The sequence below is a fragment of the Pseudoalteromonas denitrificans DSM 6059 genome (assembly GCF_900112265.1).
GTDB lineage: Bacteria > Pseudomonadota > Gammaproteobacteria > Enterobacterales > Alteromonadaceae > Pseudoalteromonas > Pseudoalteromonas denitrificans.
In genome coordinates this window covers 23,903-47,003 of record NZ_FOLO01000010.1, presented here as the reverse complement: position 1 = coordinate 47,003, position 23,101 = coordinate 23,903, and the positions used below count along the sequence as shown (strand labels likewise).

Genomic DNA, 23,101 nt, shown 5'->3' with positions numbered 1-23,101 from the left:
AAACTGAGAAGTGGATTATAACTTTTAAACAAAGCGCTCAATAATGTTTCGATCATTGAACGCTGAGTTGATAGGTAAAAAAACCTTACTTATCTAAATGAATAACAGTGCGTATACTTTCGCCTTTATGCATCAGGTCAAATGCTTCGTTAATGTCTTCAAGTGGCATAGTATGAGTAATGAAGTCTTGTAAACCAAACTCACCATCCATATAACGGTTAACAATTTCTGGTAATTCAGAGCGACCTTTAACACCACCAAATGCACTACCACGCCATACTCGACCAGTAACTAACTGGAATGGACGAGTTGAGATCTCTTGACCAGCACCTGCGACACCTATGATCACAGATTCGCCCCAACCTTTATGACAACACTCAAGTGCAGAGCGCATCACATCAACATTACCAATACATTCAAAAGAGTAATCAACGCCGCCATCAGTCATTTCTACAATCACATCTTGAATTGGTTTATCAAAATCTTTTGGATTGATGCAATCTGTTGCACCTAATTTTTTAGCTAATTCGTATTTACTTTCGTTAATATCAATACCTATGATACGGCTTGCACCAGCCATTTGAGCACCGATAATGGCAGATAAACCAATACCACCTAAACCAAATATGGCAACAGTATCGCCTTTTTCTACTTTAGCTGTATTGAGTACTGCGCCCATTCCTGTTGTGACCCCACAACCTAATAAACATACTTCTTCTAAAGGTGCTTCTTTATTTACTTTAGCTAATGAGATTTCTGGTAAAACAGTGTACTCAGAAAAAGTAGAGCAGCCCATGTAATGATATATTGGTTGGCCGTCTTTATAAAAACGAGTGGTGCCATCAGGCATTAAACCTTTACCTTGTGTTTCTCGTACAGCCTGACACAGGTTTGTTTTACCTGAAGTACAGAATTTACATTCACCACATTCTGCGGTGTAAAGCGGTATAACATGGTCGCCAACAGCAACACTTGTTACGCCTTCACCTATTTGCTCAACAATACCGCCACCTTCGTGACCCAGAACTGAAGGGAAGATACCTTCTGGATCATCCCCTGATAAAGTAAAAGCATCAGTATGGCATACACCAGTTGCGACTATTTTTACTAATACTTCGCCTTTACGAGGCAGCATTACATCTACTTCTTCAATTTTAAGTGGTTGATTTGGGCCCCAAGCAACAGCAGCTTTAGATTTAATAAATTTATCAGTCATTCTATTTTCTCCAGGATGGCGCGAGGCCTAAAATTTAATGATTTAACTTCCTGCGTATTACTGTAGAAGTTAATGTAAATAACGACGAATCATTTGTGTTATTTATTTTGATGAAGTGAATTCTATTTTATTTCTCATTAAATGATAATTGGCTTAAATAGCAAATTACTTTTACCATATAGTAATAATATGAAAAATACTGTTTTGGATGCTTATGTTTTTATGGGAAGGTGTATCAGAATTTGTATCTGTGGCACAAACATCTAGCTTTACAGGGGCCTCTAAAATATTAGGCATATCAACAGCACAAGTGAGTCGTCAAGTAAGTGCATTAGAAAATCGTCTTAATACTAAGTTATTTTATAGAACCACTCGTAAAGTATCTCTTACTGAAGAAGGCTCTGTTTATTATCAACATTGCCGCCAATTAATGACAGGTTTAGCAGACGCTGAACGTGCCGTGGGTAATTTAAGAAATACACCGCAAGGTTTAGTTAAACTTACTGCACCAGTAACCTATGGCGAAAAATATATCATGCCTCTAGTGATCAATTTTATGGTGTTGTATCCAGAAGTAGAAGTAACCGTTGTATTATCCAATCAAACGGTAGACTTAGTCGAGGGAGGATATGATTTAGCGGTACGTCTAGGTAAATTAGGTGACTCAAGCATGATGGCTAAACGTTTAACTCATAGAACCCAGTATGTATGTGCATCACCACATTACCTTGAAAAATTTGGTATACCCCATTCTCTAGCCGAATTAAAACAACATAATTGCTTAGTAGGTAATACAGATCATTGGCGTTTTATTGAGTCAGGTAAAGAAAAGTCAATACGTGTATCAGGCTCTCTGACTTGTAATAGTGGTTATGGCTTAAGAGATGCCGCAATTAAAGGCATAGGTCTGATAAAACTGCCTGATTATTACATTAGTGAAGATTTTAAATCTGGTGATCTGGTTTCAATTTTAGAAAACTACCAAGAACCAGAAGAAGGTATTTGGGCACTGTATCCACAGAATCGACACTTATCACCGAAAGTTCGCTTGTTGGTGGATTATTTAGCCCAGCAACTCGGTGAGTCTTTAACAACAAATCAGTAACTTTTTAAGTGTTAATAAGTTAAGGTGTAGTAAAAAATACCAATAATGTAAGACACATAATAAAATAATGCGTTATAGATTTAATGAATTTGAATTTGACAGTGTAAGTTTGTTATTGACCCGTCATGATGAGGCACAAGCCATTCGCCATACTGAAGCCAAAGTATTAGCTGTATTGCTTGAACAGCTTGATACTGTTTTAAATAAAGAAGATATTTTATCCCATGTTTGGCAAGATAAAATAGTATCTGAACAAGTTGTTTTTCAAAACATTAGTAACTTAAGAAGCTTGTTTGGTAACGATTCTATTAAGACTTTTCCAAAACGCGGTTATCAATGGCAGCTAACCACTGAAGTTGTACTAAATGAAACTGAAAATTTATCAAGCAACCTGAATTTACAAAACAGCCCTCATTCACAAAAGCTAGTTGGCTCAGTACTACAACCTGCTAGCTCAATATCGACTAAAAAACGACTTTTTTGGCAACTTGCTATGTTAGTTTGCATTATTTGTATCACGGTAGTTGCTATTTATTTCCAAAATGAGGTTGTGCAAAAAAAGCCAGAAGCAATTATTAAATTGGCTTATATTCCAATGACAAACCGTGATGGTAAAGCCATATCTAAAGATGAAAGTATTATGCTTGAAGATAATGCTGACTTTGATTTTACGGCGTTAAAAGGCCTTGATACTGAGTTGTTCGAAGATAACTCAGAGGTTGAATACTCAAAACTATCGAATATTCATCCCTTTATATTAACAGGTTACATTCGAACCTATAAAAAATATATCTATTTAGACTTTATGTTAAAAGGACCTTATTTAGAGTGGGAAGGCCTCATATCCGGTTTATCAAAACAAGACGTTATTAAACAACTACTGCAACATTTAAAACAAGACGTTATATATGATTTAATAAATAAACCTCAATCACCTGAGCTGCAGCAGGCTAAGTTGTCTATTATTCATCAAGCATCGCCTAATGATCTTAATATTTTGCAACAACTGAGCATTGTTTACCTTAAAACGGATGAACTCGAAAAAGCCATGATTATGGCCGATAAACTATTCAGTCTCGCTCAGTTTCAAAATAAACCTCAACATATGGGCAGAGCACTGCTTTATCAAAGTAAAATACTAACACGAAAAAAGTTGTATGATTTAAGCTCTCAGAAGCTGAAATTAGCAATGGTTCAATTTGAAAAAATAAACGACTTAAAGCACCTAGCACATGCTTGGTACTATCAATCTTGGTTAGATCATCAGCATAAAAATTACCCTGCAATTAAAACCAGTTTACTAACATCTGCGCAGCTTGCTTATGGTGCCAATAATAAGCTTGGTGAGATAGAAGCGCTCATTTATTTAGCTGTGTTAGCACATAATTACCAGAATGATGGTGATAGAGATCTTTATCTACAACAGGCTGAGAAAAAAATGAATGCTTACCAGTTACCCAAGTATCACTTTGCTTTGATATCTTATCGGTATGCAACTTTCGCTAAAGCGCTATCGGAAAAAGAGCCTCACCTAAAGCAAGTTCTTAAACTTACAGCCTTAACACCTGAGCATTGGGCTGCAGAGTCAAGTCGAAGACAATTAATGCAATATTACATAACACAAAATCGATTGGTTGAGGCCCAAGCTTTAATTGATAGTGTGACCTCAGACAATAGCAATAATTCTTATCTCAAAACCTTAATGGCACAAGCTAAACAGCAAACAAAGAAGATGATCAGCTTCGCTCTTCGAACCTTTGAACAAGCGCAGCTTGCAGGAAATAGATCGCTGAGTTTAGATGTTGCGCTGCTTTTATGTAGCCTACAAATAAATTGTGATTTTTATTCTCAGTTCATTGATGACAACGCCACAGCAAAATGGCGAAGCGATAATGAAATAAAATTGCGTACACTAAACCCTTAAATGAATCTTTTACAAGGTATTCTACTATTACAAAATAGCATCATAGGTTTTATTCATAACTTCAACTGAAATATTGTTATTGCGGTGGTGACCGACTATTCGACTGAAGTTAAGTGACTTACCTCGAATGAAATCAATAAAAGTTTTGGTGAAATTTGGTATTACCTTGGCAATAGAATTATCAAAAGCAACTTCAAGAAAATCTGCCTGATAAATGATCCCTGCGTTCTTGAAATGAACAAAACTTTGTCTTTTAGAATGCGAGTTTTCCAAAACATAAAAGTGTACACCATCAATTACTTGATTATGTTTAATGGTTTGGAACTTGAATGTTGAAATATCTTTAGAAAAAAGAGGATAGGCTTTTATTGCAGAGATACTATACGCATCGGCACGGATCACTATACCTCGTTTGGTATAAGCAAGCAGACCTGCAATATGATCACTGTGGGGGTGGGTTACATAGACAGAGGTGATTTTTTTGTTTGGGAACTGATTAAGAATTAGCTTGATCGTTTGCTCTGCTAATTCAGGACTAACAGGAGCACCAAAAACCATAATTTCAGCATCATTTATTTTAAATAATACATTGCGACTGGCTGATGCATCTGTCACGAGATAAAGATCGGGTGCAATTTTCTCTGATACTAATGTTTTGTCATTTTTTGGAATGATGGGGCCAAATTCTTTTGGAATTTGAAATCTCGTAGGTTCAATTTTTTCAAGTATGTTTAATTGGTTAATTCTATGTATAAAGGTAGGGTTAATTGCACCTCCATAATATTTCAAAATAGATCTGGCAAAGGTTATGCCTTTGGTGGTTTGATAGTCATCATAAACATAGATCTTTAGTTGTGACTTGTTGTTTATTGATATCAGTTGCAACGAATTATCACTAAACACATAATCAATTTCACTGTTATCAGAGGTTTTGTGTGACAACATCACTTTACCTCGTATTTTGTCATGGTGAAGTTTGATGGTTGCTGTAATATTTTGTTCTTCAAGTAATGGTTTTATAGCTAGAAAATCGATATTCATGAAAATGTGTCCTTTGATTTCCTGAAAGCTATCCATACTTTGCTTAATAATACGTTTACCCAAAGCGATTCCATTTTTATCATAAAACAAACTGTGCTTATCGTTTTGAAATTGAATCCTATTAAATGTTCGACCACCAGAAAAATGATGTATATCATTTTCGAAAAATTGCTCTTTTGATAGATCAATTTCAACCATTCTCAGTGCCATATATCTTTGCGGTGCTTGATAATCCCAATCTTGATAGTGGCTTACACCTAAGTAGTGATAGTCTAGAGAAAAAACCTCAAGTGAAGGTGCTTTTTGATAGTGTGTTTTAAGTTTAGTTATAAAATTTTCAACTTCTCCAGCCCAAGCCGTTGATATGGGGATTGTGAACAATATGATGTAAGAAAATACAAATTTTAGTAAATAGCCTGCTAGGTTAACCTTCATAGGTAACTCCTTGTTTTTAAATTACTGACACAATATGAAATTTAGCTCTAAAAGGTCTTATCAAAAATATATTATTTGTAGAAATAGATTTTTGATAGATGTAGCGCTTTGTTTTTAGGCGAAAATAAAGCTACCGACTATATTTGGAGATTGAATTAGACTGCAATAAATATAAAAAGAGCATCGACACTTATCACCGAAAGTTCGTTTTTTTGTGGATTATTTAGCCTAGCAGTTGGTTTAATGTTTTGTATATTTTAAAATTGGTTTTAACTTTAATACATTCTTAAAGTTATTTATTGAATACATAACAGGCTGCTAAATTGAAAATATTAATTACGGGTACTGCTGGAAGAGTTGGCAGAGCGATATATATTAAGCTTATGAAAACACATCAAGTTGTAGGGGTAGACCAAATCCCATGTTCAACAGCTGACTATGTGGGTGATATACGTGATAGCAACTTTATGACTAAATTATTGAAAGATGTTGAAGTGATTATTCATACCGCAGCATTACATGCCCCACATGTTGGAACGGTGTCAGATGATGAATTTGAAGAAATAAATACACATGCCACTGAACAGCTTGCACTGCTTGGCATAAAGCAAGGCATAAAACACTTTGTATTCACTAGTAGTACAGCGGTTTATGGTTTTGCATCTACGCCTGATGGTGCCGCAGGTTGGGTAAATGAAAGTATCGTACCTCAGCCTAAAACGATATATCACAAAACAAAAATTAAAGCAGAGCAAGCCCTTGAAAAAAATATCAAATCTTTTCAATTTACCTGTGACGATTCTCCAAATATCACGGTGTTTTCCTGAGCCAGCTGATTTAATGGCTGTTTATCGTTTAACGAGAGGCATTGATGTGAGAGATGTGGCCAGTGCCCATGCTTGTACTGTCGAAAAACGTTTGCCAGGTTTCAGACGCTTTATTATTTCAGGACCAACGCCATTTAATAAGTGTTGTTGTGAAAATTTATATCAAAATGCAGATGTTGTTTTACGCGAATATGCTCAAAATCTTGTTGAAACATTTGAAAGTAGGGGGTGGGATTTACCTAAGTCATTAGATCGTGTTTATGACTCTACTTTGGCACAAAAAGAACTCGGCTGGTTACCAATACATGGATATGAAAGTGTTCTAAATTTGCTAGATGATGAGATTTCAGAAGTGCTTCCTGTGAGAGGGTATCAATAATCCTATAAGCTGGGGTTTGAATACATAGTGGAGCAATATTACACTTTAATACTGCTCCACTAAATGTTTTTTATTATTAATAACAAATAATTGATTATTTGTTATTTGTTATTTGCATTCATTACAAACTCAACACCACGATTAAACCCTGGTGCAATGACTGAGTTATGATTTTCCTTTTTCAGTATTTTTCTTTTTATGATTAAGTTTTCGTAATTTCTGGACTTTAGGCGTCGTGTTATTTTTTTAACGTCTTCAACACCACATAACTCTCCATCTGCATTACAAGTTTCTGTACTTCCAACAAATAGAAAAACATTTTTGTTTAGATCTGTGTTGGATGCAGCATAGTTTTGCTCTTTGCTAAAAATATAGTCATTATCCCACCAAGTTGTTGGACTACCGATCACATAACGGCTAAAACTATGAGGTTGCGTAAATAAGGTATGCAGACCAAACAAACCACCTAATGAGTGCCCTAAAAGGGTTTGATCATTTTCATTTCCAGAATAAGTTGAATTGATAAACGGCTTTAACTCAGAATTTAGAAAAGTTAAAAAATTATCAGCGCCACCGCCGATAAGACTTCCATTTTTTTCTATTTCTGTAGGCGTCATATCAAGTGCACGTAATTTCCAATCATAACTAGTGATAGGTTGCTCAATACCCACAATAATGGCACGAGGAATTTTACCAACACCATCATCTCCAGGTAATTGTTCTTGGTAAAGGTTAAAACCGACCATAGGAAATTGAATATAACCGTCAAGGATATAAATCACTGGATATTTGGTGGTGCTATCTGCTGGGTTAAAGCCCGGAGGTAACACTATGTCGATGACATAATCACGAGATAGTACATCTGAGCTGTAGGTATAAGATTGTACGCCCATGCGAGAAAAGCTTTTACTTTTCGCAGTACCTGCATGAGCTGTCGATAAATAAAATGCACTTAAACCTATCGCCAGATAATAAAATAATTTCATGTTAACTTCCTTTTGTTTTTATATTTTCAGATTAATTTTTAATTTAATTAAGCAACAGAATAAAATGGTTTTGTTGCCTGTCATTATTATTCATTGTGAATAACCACAGAGGTTGAATTCATCAAACAAATATTCATAAAGCAGTATTTTTTTGTTTACTGGCTTAACTTTTTATTGTGTTGTTTGATGCCACTAGAATCTTGAAATAAACAGTCGTAAAATACCTGATGAAAAAATAAAGTTTTTATGATGGAAATATTTTTTAAGGATTTTTAATGGGTTGTAGCAGTTTTGATTTGCAAAATAAACTTTGCAGTTCACCCTTTTATTTAAATAACATTCTGGTTTCACCTGAATTAAGTGAGCTACTTATTGATGAAAAGGTCATAAAACTGGAGCCGAAAGTTATGGCTGTTCTGGTTATGTTGGCTGAAAATGATGGGCAGGTAATAAGTCGTAAAACTTTAATGGATGAAGTTTGGCATGGGCTAGTGGTTGGTGATGAAGTTGTGACTCGAACTATATTTGAGTTGAGACGGGCTTTCTCTGATAGTGCTAAAAACCCTCTTTATTTTGCGACTATTTCTAAGAAAGGTTATCGCTGCCAAGTTTCTCCACAAAGGTTACCAATAGAAAACAACCTAAAAAATAATTCACAGTTTAAGAAATATTATTTTTCATTAATTTTTATATGTATTGGCGTTTTATTAGTGATCCCCTATATATACAGCAAAGATATATTAGCAGATCAAACAAAACCATCTATAAAACCTCAGCAACCAATACAATCTCAGCCTGAAACTTCTCTTCCTGGTCTTGAGAGAGAGCCTGCGATAAGTAAAAATGGGCAATGGCTAGCATTTATACATAGCTCACCCCAAGATAAACAAGACAATGTTTTTATTAAAAACTTAATAACGAGTGAGGTGATTCAGCTTACAAAAAATGCCAGTAAAGAGGCATATCCTCAATGGTCTGACGATGGCAAAACTGTGGTGTTTGTTCGGTGTAAGCTGAAAAATGAATGTCGTATTGTTAGTAAGCAACTTGATGACTTAACTGAAAACATCATATACAGAAATGAAAAAGCTATAAGCTGTTTAGCTTGGTCTGAACCTTTAAATATGATGATTTTTTGTCAAAAAAACAATGCTTCTTTGGTTGGCTCTCATTTGAGAGGAATAGACATCGTTAGTCATAAAATGAGAAGTGAAAAGAGTGAAATTTATCAATCTTACAAGCTCTTTCCTAAATTAGATTATTTATATTATCAAGAGCGTACACCAATATTTACCCGAGACGGAAAAACTTTAGTTTTTGTTCGAGGGTTAGCGGGTAATAAAAGTGAAGTTATTAAATATGATTTTAAACATGCACATACAGAAACGCTATTTACAAGTAAGAGTTTTATTTCGCACTTAACACTTAGCAGAACTGAAAATTTTTTACTTTTCTCACACATTCAGCAATCTCGCTGGGGGCTTTGGTATACGATTTTAAACTCTGAGCAACAACAGAAAAAATTGAGCCCTTTATTAGTAAGTAGTGATAAATCAACTTTAAGGCAACCTGTAATAAACCCGATAAATGATCGTGTTTATTATATGAAGTCTCGTGGGCAAAGGGATATTATACATCATGATATAAATGAAAATACCAATATGAGTTTGGTCAGCTCAACGGCAAATGATTACGATGGACAGTTTTCAAATCATACAGATCAACTTGCATTTATTAGTAACAGAACGGGTGCTCAGGAAGTTTGGTTAGCAAATGCTAAAGGAAAAGATCAACAAAGACTGACAACGCAAGAATTTGATCGCATTGATCAAATTCATTGGTCAAAAGATGATAAAAAATTAGCTATTCAAATAAATAAAGATAAACAAAATTACCTATTTATTATTGATGTCAGTTCAAAAAGAACAATAAAAAAAATTAAGTTAAAACCTTATGAGCAAATAATTACTTGGTCTACTGATAACACGTCTTTTGTGCTTGGTTATTTATCTGGTAAGGAATATAGTTTGTTCCGTTTATATTTAGTTGATAACAGTAGAAAACGATTAGTAAAAGATGCTGGCCCTTTAGCTTTAGAGTCTGAAAGTGGTTCTGTCTTATATTATTATAATTATAAAGCACAAGCCTTGCATAAGTTAAACTTGGTATCAGCACAGGACGAAATTATAAGTAATAATATTCAAATAAAACATTTCACAAATGCAGAATTCAGTGCAGATAATTTTTATTATATCGATGATAAAAATTATCAAATACAAAAGGTTAACTTAACAACAGGGCAAAGAAAGGTGATGAATAATATTTTACCTTCAAATGCACGTTTATCTAATGTGGGCTTTAATGTGAATACAGGTATAAAAAATGAATTTATGTTGTTTGATGTAGTATCTAATTCTCAAGGAAGCATACGGAGCTTTAAATTGCCTTATTCTTTACATTAGTTAAAGGTTAATCTAAAACAGGCGCCAACATCTGGTTTATCTATATAAGCTAAATCGCCCCCATGTTGTACCATAATGTGATGGGCTAAACTAAGCCCTATACCAGAACCTTGTTGTTTAGTCGTAAAAAATGGCACAAATATCATATTTGAAGCATGTTCATTTATGCCATCTCCGCTATCTGTAATATCGAGTAAAACCTGATTTAGGTGGTTTTGCTTTAATTTAAGCGTAATTTTTTTAGTTTCTTTTTTCTCAATTGCTTCGAACGAATTCTTAATTAGATTAATTAAAACTTGTTCAATTTGAGATACGTCGATCATCATTAATGTATTTTGTGTTGAGCAGAATGAAATGTTTACTTTATTTTGTGTCGCTTGCTGTTTAAATAAAGTAATAACTTGTTCAATAATATGCGCTAAGTTTACGGAAGTTAATTGGGGTGATGCTAAATTACTAATTTGCTTAAAGCTAGCAATAAAATCACTTAAATGCTGACTTCTATTTGCTAAGGTTTGAAGTGCAAAACTTAAATCGTGTTTATCTTCTTCATCATTAAAAGTTAAGTTTTTAGGCATTAAATCTAAACTTGTATTAGCGAGTGAAGCCATAGGAGTAATTGAATTGGCAATTTCATGAGTAAGTACCTTTGTTAGTCTTTTATAGGCTTGCTGTTCTTTTGCCTGCAATGCGTTATAGATAGATTGAATACTGATAATTTTAAGCTGTTTATCTTGAATGTGTGCCTGGCTTAAATGCACTGATAATACATCGCTTTGCTCGCCATAATACCAGTCTAAAGTGGATTTTTTTTGATTTTGCATATCATTAATTAAAGTTTCTAACTGTGTATGTTGTTTAATGTTTTTTGGTAATTTCCCTAACAACCTTTCACTCGCAGGGTTACTTTGTATGATTTCCCCCGTATCATCGATTACTAAAATGGCATGTTCTAAATGTAATAATAAAGCCTGCAAAAATTGTATTTGTTTTTGTTCTGAAAATCTTGATGATTTCATTTGATCTCTAACTTGATCAAACTGTGAACGTAATGGGTGATGTAAAGGCAAGCCTAAGCTAACATCGCCATTGGCTAATGCTCTAATGATATTGCTGGTGGTTTGATGTTGTCGAGCAAGTTGTTTATATAATAAATAAGCAGAGGAAAACATGAGTATACAGATAACCAAAAATACCGCTGATATGCCATATTGTTGCCAGCAATACCCAGACAGTAATAGCAATACTGAGAATAGTGATAATTTACTCATAAATATAAGCGGCATGTTTAATTTCATATTTTATAAACCGTATTTATCTAAACGGCGATATAAAGCACCGCGGGTTAAACCTAGCGCTTTTGCCGCATGGCTTACATTTCCCTGAAAATGTTTTAATGCCGCACGTATGGTGTTGTGCTCAACAGTTTCAAGATTAAATTCTACTATGTCGTGAGTGATACTTTTAGGTTTTGAAATATTCATCACAGAACTAATATCTAAACTTTCGCCTTCAGTTAAAATAATTGCCCTTTCTATCGTATGTGCTAATTCTCTTACATTACCTGGCCAATCATAGTGTGATAATGAATTCATATGCTCTTTGCTAATACTGAGTGAACGTTTATATTTGTTGCCATAATATTCAAGATAATAATTAACGAGTAATGGAATGTCTTCTTTGCGTTCTCTTAACGCAGGTAAGTGCACTGTAACGGTATTGATCCTAAATAATAAATCTTGGCGAAACCGGCCTTCTTCAACAGCTTGGTGCAAATCATCATTAGTGGCACAAATTAAACGAATATCAACATCAACGACTTTACTGCTACCAATTGGTGTCACTTGTCGGTTTTGCAATGCAGCAAGTAAACTGGTTTGTTGATTTAATGGTAAATTTGCCAATTCATCTAAAAATAAACTACCGGAATGTGCGAGTTCAAAACGACCTAATCTATCTGTTTTTGCATCGGTAAATGCGCCTTTTTTATGACCGAATAATTCACTTTCAAATACACTGGCGGGTACAGATCCCATATCTAAACTTATGAAAGGATTTTTAGCACGTAAGCTGGCTTGATGTATTGCTCTGGCAGCTAATTCTTTACCTGTGCCACTTTCTCCTAAAATTAAAATATTTGCATCAGTTTTGGCGGCTTTTTCGATTGTTTGAAATACAGCTTGCATTGCTTTGCTTTGACCAATAAATGCATGTTCATGGCCTTGTAATACTTGGTTTAGTTCTTGGTTTTTTTGTGTAAGCTGTGCGACTTCATTTTTAGTTTTTACATGGTTAAAAGCCACAGCGATAGCAGCTAAGAGTTGATCATTTTGCCAGGGTTTAGCAATAAAATCAGTTGCGCCAGCCTTTATAGCATCAACTGCTAATTTAATATCTGAATACGCAGTCATCATGATCACTACAATATGAGGGTTGATGTTGAGAATTTTATTGAGCCAAAAAAAACCTTCTTTGCCGCTGACTGAGTCTTGGCTGTAGTTCATATCTAAAATTATTACATCGGGATTAAATTGTTTGATATAACTTTCTATTTCGAAAGGGGAGTCCGTTGTTTTAATAATATCGTAATGTTTTTTAAGTAATAATTTAGCCGCAATCAAAATGTCTTGGTTATCATCTACTACTAAAATGCTGCCAGGCGCTTTCATTTTTATCCTTAATGTTACGTATTATTTTCCCTTTTTACTCTACTCCACTTACTACAAAGTGTCCATTTATGGACGTTTAACTGTTCTATACGTGGACACTTTAAATAGGTTATAAAATTTAAGTTTTTATAACTCATTGAGTTTAAGTGAAAAATAATTTGGCATGGCAATTGTAATAGTTTCATTATGAAACGTGATAGCTGGAATAGTGAATTGGATAAAAAAATAGAAAGACCTAAAGGCTTATTGGCTTTAAAAAAGATAAGTTTATTTTTTGTGATAGTTGTAATCAGTGTTGCTACTTATGCTTTTTCATCAAGCCAATCAGTAGGTCGCAGTCAAAATATAGATGCTCAAAGCGTTACTATTAGTACAGTAAGTCAAGGCGCATTTATTGATGCGTTGAGTTTACGTGGTCAGGTAGTACCAAAAACAAGTATTTATTTAGACTCGATTGCTGGTGGCCAAGTGGAACAACGTTTAGTTGAACAAGGTGACTTTGTTGAAAAAGGCCAACCTTTAGTACGTTTAAGTAATACTAATTTACAGCTTGATGTTATGAGCCGTGAAGCACAAGTCACAGAGCAGCTTAATTTTTTACGAAATACGCAAATGAATATGGAAACCAGTCGTTTAAACTTACGCCGAGACTTATTGGAAATAGATTTGCAAATATCGCATTTATCACGGAAGTTAAAGCAGTCTAAGCCACTAGTAAAAAACGGTGTATTAGCAAAAGATCGTTTAGATGAAATTGAACAGGACTTATCTTATTACCATGCACGAAAAACCCTGACATTAGAGCGTCAACAGCAGGAAAATAGTATTCGTAAGGTGCAAATAGCACAACTAGAAGACAGCGCTAAAATGTTGGAAAAAAATCTACAGTTTGCGCGTGATAATCTTGAAAACTTATTAATAAAAGCGCCTGTATCTGGATACTTGAGTGAGTTAGATGTTGAGATTGGTGAATCAAAAAACCAAGGTGCAAGATTAGGGCAAATAGATATTCCTAATGAATATAAATTAGTTGTGAGGCTTGATGAGTTTTATTTAAATCAAGTACAGCGAGGCATGGATGTACTGGTTGAGCTTGAAGCAATACAAGCGACAGCTAAGGTCAGCAAAATAGATAGTCGTGTTAGCCAATCGCAATTTCAAATTGAAGTCGATTTACCAAAAGAGGTCGGCAGTATTAAGCGTGGGCAAAGCATTAATCTTGAATTGATGTTAGGTGGCAACAAAGACAAGGCTTTATTGCTTAATCGAGGTGCATTTTTTACCAGCTCCGGTGGTAATTGGGTTTATGTATTAGATCAAGAAACTGATAAAGCTGTTCGTAGAGATATTCGCTTAGGTAAAAAAAATCAACATTATTTTGAAGTGCTTGATGGGTTATCGCTTGGTGAGCAAGTGATCACTTCAAACTATAGCAATTTCGATAAAGCGCAGCAGCTTAACTTACAATAAGTTTAAAGGATAAAATATGATTTCATTAACGAATATAAGCCGTGTATTTAGAACTCAAGAGTTAGAAACAACAGCACTTAACAGTATTAATTTAACTGTTAATCAAGGAGAGTTTGTTGCCATTATGGGCCCTTCAGGTTGTGGTAAATCAACCTTATTATCGATTTTAGGCATGTTAGATTCACCAACTACGGGTAGTTTTGATTTTTCAGGTGTAGACATTGCTAATTATAGTGAGAAGAAATTAGCCCAGCTGCGTAAAGCTTCAATAGGGTTTGTATTTCAAAGCTTTAATTTAATAGATGAACTTAACGTATATGAAAATGTAGAGTTACCTTTATTGTATCAAAGTATCTCTAAATCGGAGCGTAAAAACCGTGTTGACGCCATTTTAAAACGTGTAGATATAGATCATAGGGCGGATCATTTACCACAACAGCTTTCAGGTGGACAACAACAACGTGTCGCCGTTGCAAGAGCTTTAGTTATCAATCCTAAGTTGATTTTAGCAGATGAACCAACAGGTAATTTAGATTCAAAAAATGGTGATGAAGTGATGATGATGTTACGAGAATTAAACCAGGAAGGTACCACAGTGGTCATGGTAACGCATTCAGAAAAGGAAGGGCGCTATGCTGATCGTTTAGTACGTTTATTAGATGGTCAAATCATGCTAGATCAAACTAACTTAGAGTCGCAGCCCGCTGAGGTGGCTTAAATGATAGTTAATTATTTTGTCACGGCAATGCGCGCAATAAGAAAAGATAAACAACATTTTTTACTTAATGTCATTGGCTTCAGTATCGGTTTAGCCGCGGCAATTTTAATGGCCCTATTTGCTCAAAATGAATTGTCTTATGATAATCAGCACCCCGATAGTGAGCGAGTGTATCGCGCCCATGGAGATTTCACTGCCTGGGGCATGCAATTAACAGGCGTATCTTCTTACAGAATTGCGTCTGAAATGGAAAAAAATGCAGATGTTGAAGGAATTTTTAGGCTAATTAACACCGAACGTTTACCTAACTACCAAGAAGATGCGCTAAATTTGGTTGAGAAAAAAGGTACCTACCATAGCTTGAATAACTTTTATATCGCAACTGATAATATTTTAGAATTTATTGCATTAGAGGTGCTTGAAGGTGATATCAAGAAGGCTTTACAACAGCCTAACCAACTTGTTATTAGTGAAAGCGAAGCTTTGCGGTTATTTGGAGCGGTTAAAGCCGTAGATCAAACACTTAACTATTCAACAGGGCAATACCGCATTGGTGCCGTATTTAAAGATTTACCAGAAAATACCCACTTTAAGTTTGATACGTTAATGCACTTACCAGCCGAATTTGGAGACAGTCAGTGGGGATTTCATTATTACAAACTTCGTCCTCAAGCAGATATACCTAGGTTGGAACAAGCAATGACAAAGCACCTTCATGTCATTAATCCAACTGAGGAGTGGCAGTCAATAACACAGTTTTTAGTCAACTTAGAGCAATTACATTTTAACAGTAACGGACCGTTCGAAATGAAACTTGGTGGTTCTTTGGCTACGTTACAAACTTGTATTGGTTTAAGTGTGATCTTGATATTAATTGCAAGTATTAACTTTATTAACCTGAATATTGCTCAATCGGCAAAGCGTGCCAAAGAAGTGGGTGTCCGTAAGGCATTAGGGGCAACTAAGGGACAATTAGTGATGCAATTTTTAACTGAATCATTAATTATCGTTGTGCTAGCTGGGTTGCTGGCTTTTGCCATAGTTGAGTTATGGCTACCACAGTTTAATCAGCTTATAGATAGCCAGTTGAGTTTTAGCTTTAATTCATCTTTTATGCTGGTAATGGTTGTGGTCATTTTGAGTGTCGGTGTGTTGTCTGGGCTATATCCGGCCTTATTTATTGCATCTTTCAGTGCAAAGCGTGTGCTCAATGGTGATTTAGTTCGTGGTGGAACAGCTATTTTTGTTAGAAAACTCACTTTATGCTTGCAAGGCGCCCTATCTGTGGGATTAATAATTGCTGCCATTAGCTTATACCAGCAAATGGAACTGGTGAATAATTTAGACCTAGGCTACGAAAAAAAATCTCGCATTATCGTTAAAAATTTACCCTCCCAGCCCATATTTAAACGAGATAACAATGCTTTATTGAGTAGTTTGAGACGTTTGCAAGGGGTTGAACAAGTCACTTTAACGAATACTGATTTTACCGATGAATCTAGTGGTATAGCTGAATTTACCTGGCCTAATGGCGAGACCTTAACGGGTATACCGCCTAGTATTGCGACTGGTTTTTATGCCGCTGAAGTCTTTGGGCTTAAATTACTTGCAGGTCGCGACTTTTCACCTCAATTTAGCAGTGATTGGTATCGCATTGATGAACAAGGAAGTCGTATATTTGCTGTTTTGGTGAGTCGGCGTATGGTTGAATTGGCGGGTTATACTAATATTGAGTCAGTATTGGGAATGAAGCTGACTATGCCCGGTTCTAATATATCTGCGAATGTTGTTGGTGTCGTTGAAAACGTTAAACTAGGTTCAGCAAAAGAACAAGCACTGCCTATTTTATTTCGTCTTGGTGATAGTTTTGATAATTACAATTATTTTGATAGTTTTGGCAATATTGTACTCAAAATATCTACATCTGATATACCCACATTAGTAGCTAAAATTCGCACATTAGTTGAGCAAGAACTACAACTAAGTGATGTGACCATTAGCTTAATAAGTGATGACTATAAAGCCCTGCATAAAAGTGAAAATCAGGTATTAGATATGGTGACGATTTTTAGTTTATTGGCTATTTTTTTAACCAGTTTAGGTACTTTTGGTTTAGCTTCATTTACCAGTTTGCGTCGCCAAAAAGAAGTCGCTATGCGAAAGGTATTAGGCGCATCGCGATTGAGTATAGTGAATTTACTTGCCAGAGAATTCTTAGTGCTAATTATAATCAGCATTGCCCTTGCATACCCCATTACTTATTGGTTAGTTGGAGATTGGTTATCCAACTTTAATGAGCGTATTGATCAGGCGCTTTGGGTATACCTAACTTCAGCCTTGATTATTACTGTGATCACTTGGCTTACAGTAGCCAGTCTTGCATTTAAAGCAGCCAGTACAAGACCCTCCCTCATATTACGTGATGAATAATAATTTATAAGGAAAAGTAATATGTTAAATAATTATATTACAACTGCAATACGTGCGATAAAAAAAGATACACAGCATTTTTTGCTTAATCTAATTGGATTTAGCATAGGCTTAACAGCAGCAATTTTAATGGCACTTTATGCTCAAAATGAATTGTCATACGATAAGCAACACCCTGATAGTGAACATATTTATAGAGCACATCAAGACTTTACTGCTTGGGGTTTACAAATAACCGGAACTTCTCTTAATTCTAGTGCGACTGAAATAGAAAAAAACGCTGATATTTTAGATGCTTTTAGCTTAATAACAGCAAAAGATTTACCTAATTATCGAGAAGATGCGATTGATTTAGTACAAAATGATAATACGCGATACAGACTGAAAAACTTTTATATGGCAACCGATAATATCCTAGATTTTATTGCCTTAGAGGTGATTCGTGGTGATATTAAAAATACGTTACACGCACCCAATAAATTAGCGCTTAGTGAAAAGGAAGCGCTGAGATTATTTGGCTCAATTGAAGTCATTGGAAATGCATTAAGCTACAAATCTGGTCAATATACTGTAGGTGCTGTATTTAAAAATTTACCTGAAAATACGCATTTTAAGTTTGATTCTTTAACGCAAGTACCGGCTGATTTCTTGGCGAGATCATGGGGATATAACTACTTTAAATTGCGTCAGCATGCTGATATTCAAAAAATTTCACAAGCAATGACTGAGCAACTTCACCTCAGGAGAAAATCGAAACGATGGCAACAAATAAAAATAGATTTAGTCAACTTAGAACAATTACATTTCAATAGTAACGGTCCTTTTGAAATGAAAAAAGGTGGATCTTTTGCAACCCTACAAATTTGCATAAGTCTAAGTGTGATTTTAATATTGATAGCCAGTATCAACTTTATTAATTTGAGCATTGCACAATCGGCTAAGCGTGCAAAAGAAGTTGGTGTGCGTAAAGCACTTGGGGCAAGTAAAGGTCAGCTTATTACTCAGTTTTTAACTGAGTCCTTGTTTGTGGTTTCGCTGGCTGGAATATTGGCCTTTGCTTTAATTGAAATTGGCTTACCTAGCTTTAATCAGGTGATGGATAGAGATCTTAGTTTGAATTATGGCTCACAATTTATGCTTGTCACTATCGCTGTTATTTTTACTGTTGGTCTGTTATCTGGATTATATCCCGCATTATTTATTTCATCTTTTAGTGCCAAACGTGTGCTTAGTGGTGATTTAGTCCGGGGTGGTACAGCTATCTTTATCAGAAAACTGACTTTGTGTTTGCAAGGAGCCCTATCGGTGGGGTTAATAATTGCGGCAATTATTTTATATCAACAAATGACGTTAGTTAACAATTTAGATGTAGGGTATGAAAAGCACGGGCGTATTATTGTTAAAGGGTTACCTACGGATGTCGTTTTTAAACGAGACAATAATACTTTATTAGAAGCGATGACACGCTTGGAAGGTGTTAAGCAAGTTACATTAACAGGCACTGATTTAACGAATGATATGGATGGTGAGTATCACTTTACCTGGCCTAATGGTGAACGCTTAACGGGTGCCCAACCGAGTGTCGCTACTGGTTTTTATGCTGCGGAAGTATTAGGGTTGAAATTATTGGCAGGTCGAGATTTTTTGCCAAAATTTAATAGTGAATGGTATCAAGTTGATGAAGAAGGAAATCGCAGACTAGGTGTATTAGTGAGCCGTAAAATGGTGCAGTTGGCAGGTTATAGCGATTTAAATTCTGTCGTGGGAATGGAGCTCAGTATTGCGCGCTCTAAATTAACTGCAAGTGTTGTTGGTGTTATTGAAAATGTAAAGATAGGCTCTGCACGCCAACAATCATTACCCATTTCATTTGCTTTAGGCCGAGATACAAATGTATTGAGTAATATCGTCATTAAAACTTCAACACCTGATGTGAATACTCTCATTACCCAAATTAACGCTCTAGTAGAGCAGGAACTTAGGTTAAGTGATATCACAATTAGCTTAGTAAAAGATGATTATAAAGCAGTCCATAAAAATGAAAATAAAGCTTTAGACATGGTGACGTTATTTAGTTTACTCGCTATATTTTTAACGAGTTTAGGTACGTTTGGTTTGGCTTCTTTTGCAGCTATTCGTCGGCAAAAAGAAATTGCCATTCGAAAAGTATTAGGTGCATCACGTTTTAGCTTAGTAAATTTATTAGCTAAAGAATTTTTATTACTGATTTTGATGAGTATCGCCATCGCTTTTCCTGTGAGTTATTGGTTGTTGGGTGATTGGCTTGCTAACTTTAGTGACCGTGTAAATCAAACCGTGTGGGTATATTTATTTGCAGCTTTGTGCATCGCTGTTATCACTTGGGTTACAGTGGCAAGCCTTGCGTTTAAAGCTGCTAGTACAAGACCTTCACTCATATTACGTTATGAATAATGTTTTCATTAAGAGACTTAAAGAATGATTAAATTAACGCAATTATCACGCGTATTTTGTACACAAGATGTTGAAACAACCGCTCTTAATAATATTAATTTATCGGTGGCACAAGGTGAGTTTTTAGCAATTATGGGGCCATCAGGCTGTGGTAAATCTACATTATTATCTATTTTAGGCATGTTAGATTCACCGAGTTCAGGTCAATATGAATTTACTGACTCTGGTAAAAGCCAAGATATATCGCAGTTTAGTGAAACGCGTTTGGCGCAATTACGTAAAACAGCAATTGGCTTTGTATTTCAGAGCTTTAACTTAATTGATGAGTTGACTGTATATGAAAATGTTGCGTTACCTTTGATGTACTTAAAGGTATCAAAAGCACAACGTAAACAAAAAGTTGAGGCCATATTAAAACGTGTAGAGATAGACCATAGAAGTGAGCATTTTCCACAGCAGTTGTCAGGAGGTCAACAACAAAGAGTTGCTGTTGCAAGAGCCTTAATCGCCGACCCTAAATTTATATTAGCCGATGAACCTACGGGCAATCTAGATTCAAAAAATGGTGAAGAAGTGATGAATATGCTCAAAGAACTAAATGCGCAAGGTACAACTGTGATTATGGTGACTCACTCAGAAAAAGATGCTCAATATGCAAGTAGAACGGTACGTTTATTAGATGGCCACATTATGTTAGATAAAGCGAGGCAAGTTGCGCAAGAGACTACCCTGTAAATAACTTAGTGTAAGTGCCCGTTTTACATAAAGCCTTTTAAACGGTCTTTGAATTCAATTATGTATTGATTTAAGGCCGTTTTTAAAGAAGTGTGCTATGTCTAGTTTTTACTTGAGTATGTGAATTTATGTTTAATTGTATAGAGCTTCTATTTTTTTGCTTTGTTGGTGTTTTCTAAATATTCTGCGACACGTTGTCTTGCTTCTTGTGTTGTTTGTTTTAGATATTCAGCATGTGCAGATAACAGTTCATTTTCCAAATAATTCAGGTTTGAATTATCGATGGCAAAACCATTTCTTCGTTTGATTTTTTTACCGTAATTTCCAGTTGCGTAGTCATATAAATATTTACTTTTATCAGCATCACACGGATCAATTTTTTGATCTGCTAAATCACACGCAATAAAATCAGATTTAACTAAATTGCTATTAAATTCTTTTAGTTCTTCAAGGTAGCCTGAAAAATGAGGAGTTAGTTTTTTATAGTAGCTTTCTGAAAATAATTCAGCGTATGAAGTAAATGAACTTGTGACTATGGCAACATATATAAATGTTTTTTTTAACATTATTAATCCGTTAATTTATATTTAAAACTCCCTGATAATTTACTTGGTTTCCAAAATAGGGGGCAACATTTATTTTTACATTATAAAACTAAATTAGTTAATTTTGTAAAACTTGCGTATTTAAAATCGATGGTATGTTGGTGTGGCTGGTTAGCAATATCGTTAATCGGAACAATAATATTAGGATTTTAATAATGAATACAAAATTTTCAGCTCTAACGCTAGCAACTCTAATCTTAGCTTTTACTAGTAAAGCGGTTGAGGTTGAATACCAAGATACAAAAGTTCTTTTGGAAGATGGTGATATTAAATCATTTCAATTTATAGATATGAATAGCGATAATCGACCTGATATTGTTTGGTTAACAAATGGAGGAGAGGTCAAATATAAACTGCAAGATAATAATGCACTTGTTAATTTTGACAGTTTGGCAGGTACATCATGGTTACTTTTAGAAGATCATGAATCTGAAACGAAGCGAAAAAAATTAGAATTCACTACGGAGGCCGGGTTAATAACTATATTAAGTTCAGGTAAGTTTTATCCTATAAATAATAAGAGTGTAACCGAATCGGGTGTTATTACTTTTTGCACAGATTTACCAGATGGTATGAATTATTCTGGTTGTAAGAGAATTTATAAAATAACTGAAAAATTACCTAATATGCTCAAAGGTATTGATTTATATTCTGGAGATACTTGGACGGCCACTAAGTTAATTCGATAATTATCTATTGCCGACCAGTATTTTATTGGTCGGTTTATAAAAGAGGGGTTTAAAACCTTTTAAATGAAGGGGTTTTTATTAAGTCGAATTTTTTATATCCGATCATTGTTATTTATAACAAGTTTTGTTTTAATACCCTTATCTTTCGAATCGAAACTTAAATCTAACAAATGACAAAACGAAATACACAACAAAGACGCCATACTATATTGAATCAGGTTAATGAATCTGGAGAAGTAAGTGTGGATACTTTGGCTGAAAAATTTGAAACGTCAGAAGTTACGATTCGAAAGGATTTAACCGCATTAGAAAAAAGCGGTCTACTATTACGTCGTTACGGTGGCGCAATTGCGTTACCACAAGAAATTGTTGCACAAAGCAACGAAGAACTCGTTTCGCGTCGCAAAATGGCAATCGCCAAAGCGGCTGCTAACCTCATTAAAGACCATAATCGTATTATTATTGACAGTGGTAGAACAACAGCGGCTTTGATCTCACAGCTTTCAAATAAACGTGGTTTATTGGTAATGACAAATGCAATGAATATTGCTAATCAATTGTTATCACTTGAAAATGAACCTACTTTATTGATGACCGGGGGTACTTGGGATCCACATTCTGAGTCTTTTCAGGGGCAAGTTGCTGAACAAGTATTACGTTCTTATGATTTTGATCAGTTATTTATTGGTGCCGATGGCATTGATATTGAACGTGGTACAACAACATTTAATGAATTAATGGGATTAAGCCAAGTGATGGCGGAATCTGCTCGAGAAGTGATAGTAATGGTAGAGTCAGACAAAATTGGACGAAAAATACCAAACTTAGAATTACCTTGGCATAAAGTTACAACCTTAATAACCGACAACAACTTGGCAGAAGATATTTGCCAAGCGATTAAAGGCTGTGGCGTACAACTTATTTGTGCTGAAGTAAGCAAATAAACATATCCATAAGGATATTAACCATACACCCGT

The 23,101-nt window shown here is 35.0% G+C and carries 16 protein-coding genes and 1 pseudogene; 11 read left to right on the top strand and 6 right to left on the bottom strand.

The window, feature by feature from the left end:
• Nucleotides 1-85: 85 nt before the first annotated feature.
• Nucleotides 86-1,216, bottom strand: a complete 1,131-nt coding sequence (locus BM088_RS08795; RefSeq protein WP_091982867.1) for an S-(hydroxymethyl)glutathione dehydrogenase/class III alcohol dehydrogenase — start codon at nt 1,214-1,216, stop codon at nt 86-88.
• A gap of 214 nt (nt 1,217-1,430) precedes the next feature.
• Between BM088_RS08795 and BM088_RS08790 the strand changes: the two genes are divergently transcribed.
• Together BM088_RS08790 and BM088_RS08785 are read left to right on the top strand one after the other, a co-directional pair.
• Entirely contained in the window at nt 1,431-2,321 is an 891-nt protein-coding gene (locus BM088_RS08790; RefSeq protein ID WP_091982865.1) for a LysR family transcriptional regulator, read from the top strand.
• A 67-nt stretch (nt 2,322-2,388) separates the two neighbouring features.
• Entirely contained in the window at nt 2,389-4,245 is a 1,857-nt protein-coding gene (locus BM088_RS08785) for a winged helix-turn-helix domain-containing protein (RefSeq protein ID WP_091982863.1), read from the top strand.
• A gap of 27 nt (nt 4,246-4,272) precedes the next feature.
• Here BM088_RS08785 and BM088_RS08780 read toward each other — a convergent pair whose 3' ends face one another.
• Nucleotides 4,273-5,721, bottom strand: a complete 1,449-nt coding sequence (locus BM088_RS08780) for an MBL fold metallo-hydrolase (RefSeq protein WP_091982861.1) — start codon at nt 5,719-5,721, stop codon at nt 4,273-4,275.
• Nucleotides 5,722-6,044: 323 nt separating this feature from the next.
• Between BM088_RS08780 and BM088_RS08775 the strand changes: the two are divergent.
• Nucleotides 6,045-6,927: pseudogene (locus BM088_RS08775) on the top strand (NAD-dependent epimerase/dehydratase family protein).
• 101 nt (nt 6,928-7,028) lie between these two features.
• Here the strand turns inward: BM088_RS08775 and BM088_RS08770 are convergent.
• Nucleotides 7,029-7,913: an alpha/beta hydrolase gene (locus BM088_RS08770; RefSeq protein ID WP_091982858.1), complete on the bottom strand. Its 885-nt coding sequence runs from the start codon at nt 7,911-7,913 to the stop codon at nt 7,029-7,031.
• A 275-nt stretch (nt 7,914-8,188) separates the two neighbouring features.
• Between BM088_RS08770 and BM088_RS08765 the strand changes: the two genes are divergently transcribed.
• Nucleotides 8,189-10,375 carry a winged helix-turn-helix domain-containing protein gene (locus BM088_RS08765; RefSeq protein WP_091982856.1) on the top strand — a complete coding sequence of 729 codons (2,187 nt, stop codon included), beginning with the start codon at nt 8,189-8,191 and terminating at the stop codon, nt 10,373-10,375.
• Here the strand turns inward: BM088_RS08765 and BM088_RS08760 are convergent.
• Complete coding sequence (locus tag BM088_RS08760) at nt 10,372-11,673, bottom strand: sensor histidine kinase (protein WP_091982853.1); 1,302 nt, start codon at nt 11,671-11,673, stop codon at nt 10,372-10,374. The two genes, BM088_RS08765 and BM088_RS08760, sit on opposite strands and share 4 nt — an antisense overlap.
• A 3-nt stretch (nt 11,674-11,676) precedes the next feature.
• Nucleotides 11,677-13,044, bottom strand: coding sequence for a sigma-54-dependent transcriptional regulator (locus tag BM088_RS08755; protein WP_091982851.1), 1,368 nt, complete (start codon nt 13,042-13,044; stop codon nt 11,677-11,679).
• Between the two features lie 186 nt (nt 13,045-13,230).
• Here BM088_RS08755 and BM088_RS08750 point away from each other — a divergent pair, with 186 nt between their 5' ends.
• Genes BM088_RS08750 through BM088_RS08730 form a run of 5 tightly spaced genes read left to right on the top strand, consistent with a single transcriptional unit; the run spans nt 13,231 to nt 20,830 of the window.
• Entirely contained in the window at nt 13,231-14,514 is a 1,284-nt protein-coding gene (locus BM088_RS08750; protein ID WP_245763784.1) for an efflux RND transporter periplasmic adaptor subunit, read from the top strand.
• A 16-nt stretch (nt 14,515-14,530) separates the two neighbouring features.
• Complete coding sequence (locus BM088_RS08745; RefSeq protein ID WP_091982849.1) at nt 14,531-15,232, top strand: ABC transporter ATP-binding protein; 702 nt, start codon at nt 14,531-14,533, stop codon at nt 15,230-15,232.
• On the top strand, nt 15,233-17,662 hold the full coding sequence (locus BM088_RS08740; protein ID WP_091982847.1) for an ABC transporter permease: 2,430 nt from the start codon (nt 15,233-15,235) through the stop codon (nt 17,660-17,662). It abuts the gene before it with no gap.
• A 21-nt stretch (nt 17,663-17,683) separates the two neighbouring features.
• Entirely contained in the window at nt 17,684-20,095 is a 2,412-nt protein-coding gene (locus BM088_RS08735) for an ABC transporter permease (protein ID WP_091982845.1), read from the top strand.
• A gap of 24 nt (nt 20,096-20,119) precedes the next feature.
• Entirely contained in the window at nt 20,120-20,830 is a 711-nt protein-coding gene (locus BM088_RS08730) for an ABC transporter ATP-binding protein (RefSeq protein WP_091982843.1), read from the top strand.
• 149 nt (nt 20,831-20,979) lie between these two features.
• On the opposite strand, the gene BM088_RS08725 is transcribed toward BM088_RS08730, so the two are convergent.
• The gene (locus BM088_RS08725) at nt 20,980-21,396 is read right to left on the bottom strand and encodes a hypothetical protein (RefSeq protein WP_091982841.1); all 417 of its coding nucleotides are present in this window, start codon (nt 21,394-21,396) and stop codon (nt 20,980-20,982) included.
• Nucleotides 21,397-21,590: 194 nt separating this feature from the next.
• Here BM088_RS08725 and BM088_RS08720 point away from each other — a divergent pair, with 194 nt between their 5' ends.
• Both BM088_RS08720 and BM088_RS08715 read left to right on the top strand, forming a co-directional pair.
• Nucleotides 21,591-22,124 (top strand): hypothetical protein, encoded by a 534-nt coding sequence (locus tag BM088_RS08720; protein ID WP_091982839.1) that lies wholly within the window; start codon nt 21,591-21,593, stop codon nt 22,122-22,124.
• A gap of 170 nt (nt 22,125-22,294) precedes the next feature.
• Nucleotides 22,295-23,068: a DeoR/GlpR family DNA-binding transcription regulator gene (locus BM088_RS08715; RefSeq protein ID WP_091982837.1), complete on the top strand. Its 774-nt coding sequence runs from the start codon at nt 22,295-22,297 to the stop codon at nt 23,066-23,068.
• Nucleotides 23,069-23,101: the final 33 nt, after the last annotated feature.

Bases quoted from the DNA above. Each gene is read 5' to 3' on its own strand.
- BM088_RS08795 (WP_091982867.1), bottom strand. From the start codon at position 1,216: ATGACTGATAAATTTATTAAATCTAAAGCTGCTGTTGCTTGGGGCCCA.
- BM088_RS08790 (WP_091982865.1), top strand. From the start codon at position 1,431: ATGTTTTTATGGGAAGGTGTATCAGAATTTGTATCTGTGGCACAAACA.
- BM088_RS08785 (WP_091982863.1), top strand. From the start codon at position 2,389: ATGCGTTATAGATTTAATGAATTTGAATTTGACAGTGTAAGTTTGTTA.
- BM088_RS08780 (WP_091982861.1), bottom strand. From the start codon at position 5,721: ATGAAGGTTAACCTAGCAGGCTATTTACTAAAATTTGTATTTTCTTAC.
- BM088_RS08770 (WP_091982858.1), bottom strand. From the start codon at position 7,913: ATGAAATTATTTTATTATCTGGCGATAGGTTTAAGTGCATTTTATTTA.
- BM088_RS08765 (WP_091982856.1), top strand. From the start codon at position 8,189: ATGGGTTGTAGCAGTTTTGATTTGCAAAATAAACTTTGCAGTTCACCC.
- BM088_RS08760 (WP_091982853.1), bottom strand. From the start codon at position 11,673: ATGAAATTAAACATGCCGCTTATATTTATGAGTAAATTATCACTATTC.
- BM088_RS08755 (WP_091982851.1), bottom strand. From the start codon at position 13,044: ATGAAAGCGCCTGGCAGCATTTTAGTAGTAGATGATAACCAAGACATT.
- BM088_RS08750 (WP_245763784.1), top strand. From the start codon at position 13,231: ATGAAACGTGATAGCTGGAATAGTGAATTGGATAAAAAAATAGAAAGA.
- BM088_RS08745 (WP_091982849.1), top strand. From the start codon at position 14,531: ATGATTTCATTAACGAATATAAGCCGTGTATTTAGAACTCAAGAGTTA.
- BM088_RS08740 (WP_091982847.1), top strand. From the start codon at position 15,233: ATGATAGTTAATTATTTTGTCACGGCAATGCGCGCAATAAGAAAAGAT.
- BM088_RS08735 (WP_091982845.1), top strand. From the start codon at position 17,684: ATGTTAAATAATTATATTACAACTGCAATACGTGCGATAAAAAAAGAT.
- BM088_RS08730 (WP_091982843.1), top strand. From the start codon at position 20,120: ATGATTAAATTAACGCAATTATCACGCGTATTTTGTACACAAGATGTT.
- BM088_RS08725 (WP_091982841.1), bottom strand. From the start codon at position 21,396: ATGTTAAAAAAAACATTTATATATGTTGCCATAGTCACAAGTTCATTT.
- BM088_RS08720 (WP_091982839.1), top strand. From the start codon at position 21,591: ATGAATACAAAATTTTCAGCTCTAACGCTAGCAACTCTAATCTTAGCT.
- BM088_RS08715 (WP_091982837.1), top strand. From the start codon at position 22,295: ATGACAAAACGAAATACACAACAAAGACGCCATACTATATTGAATCAG.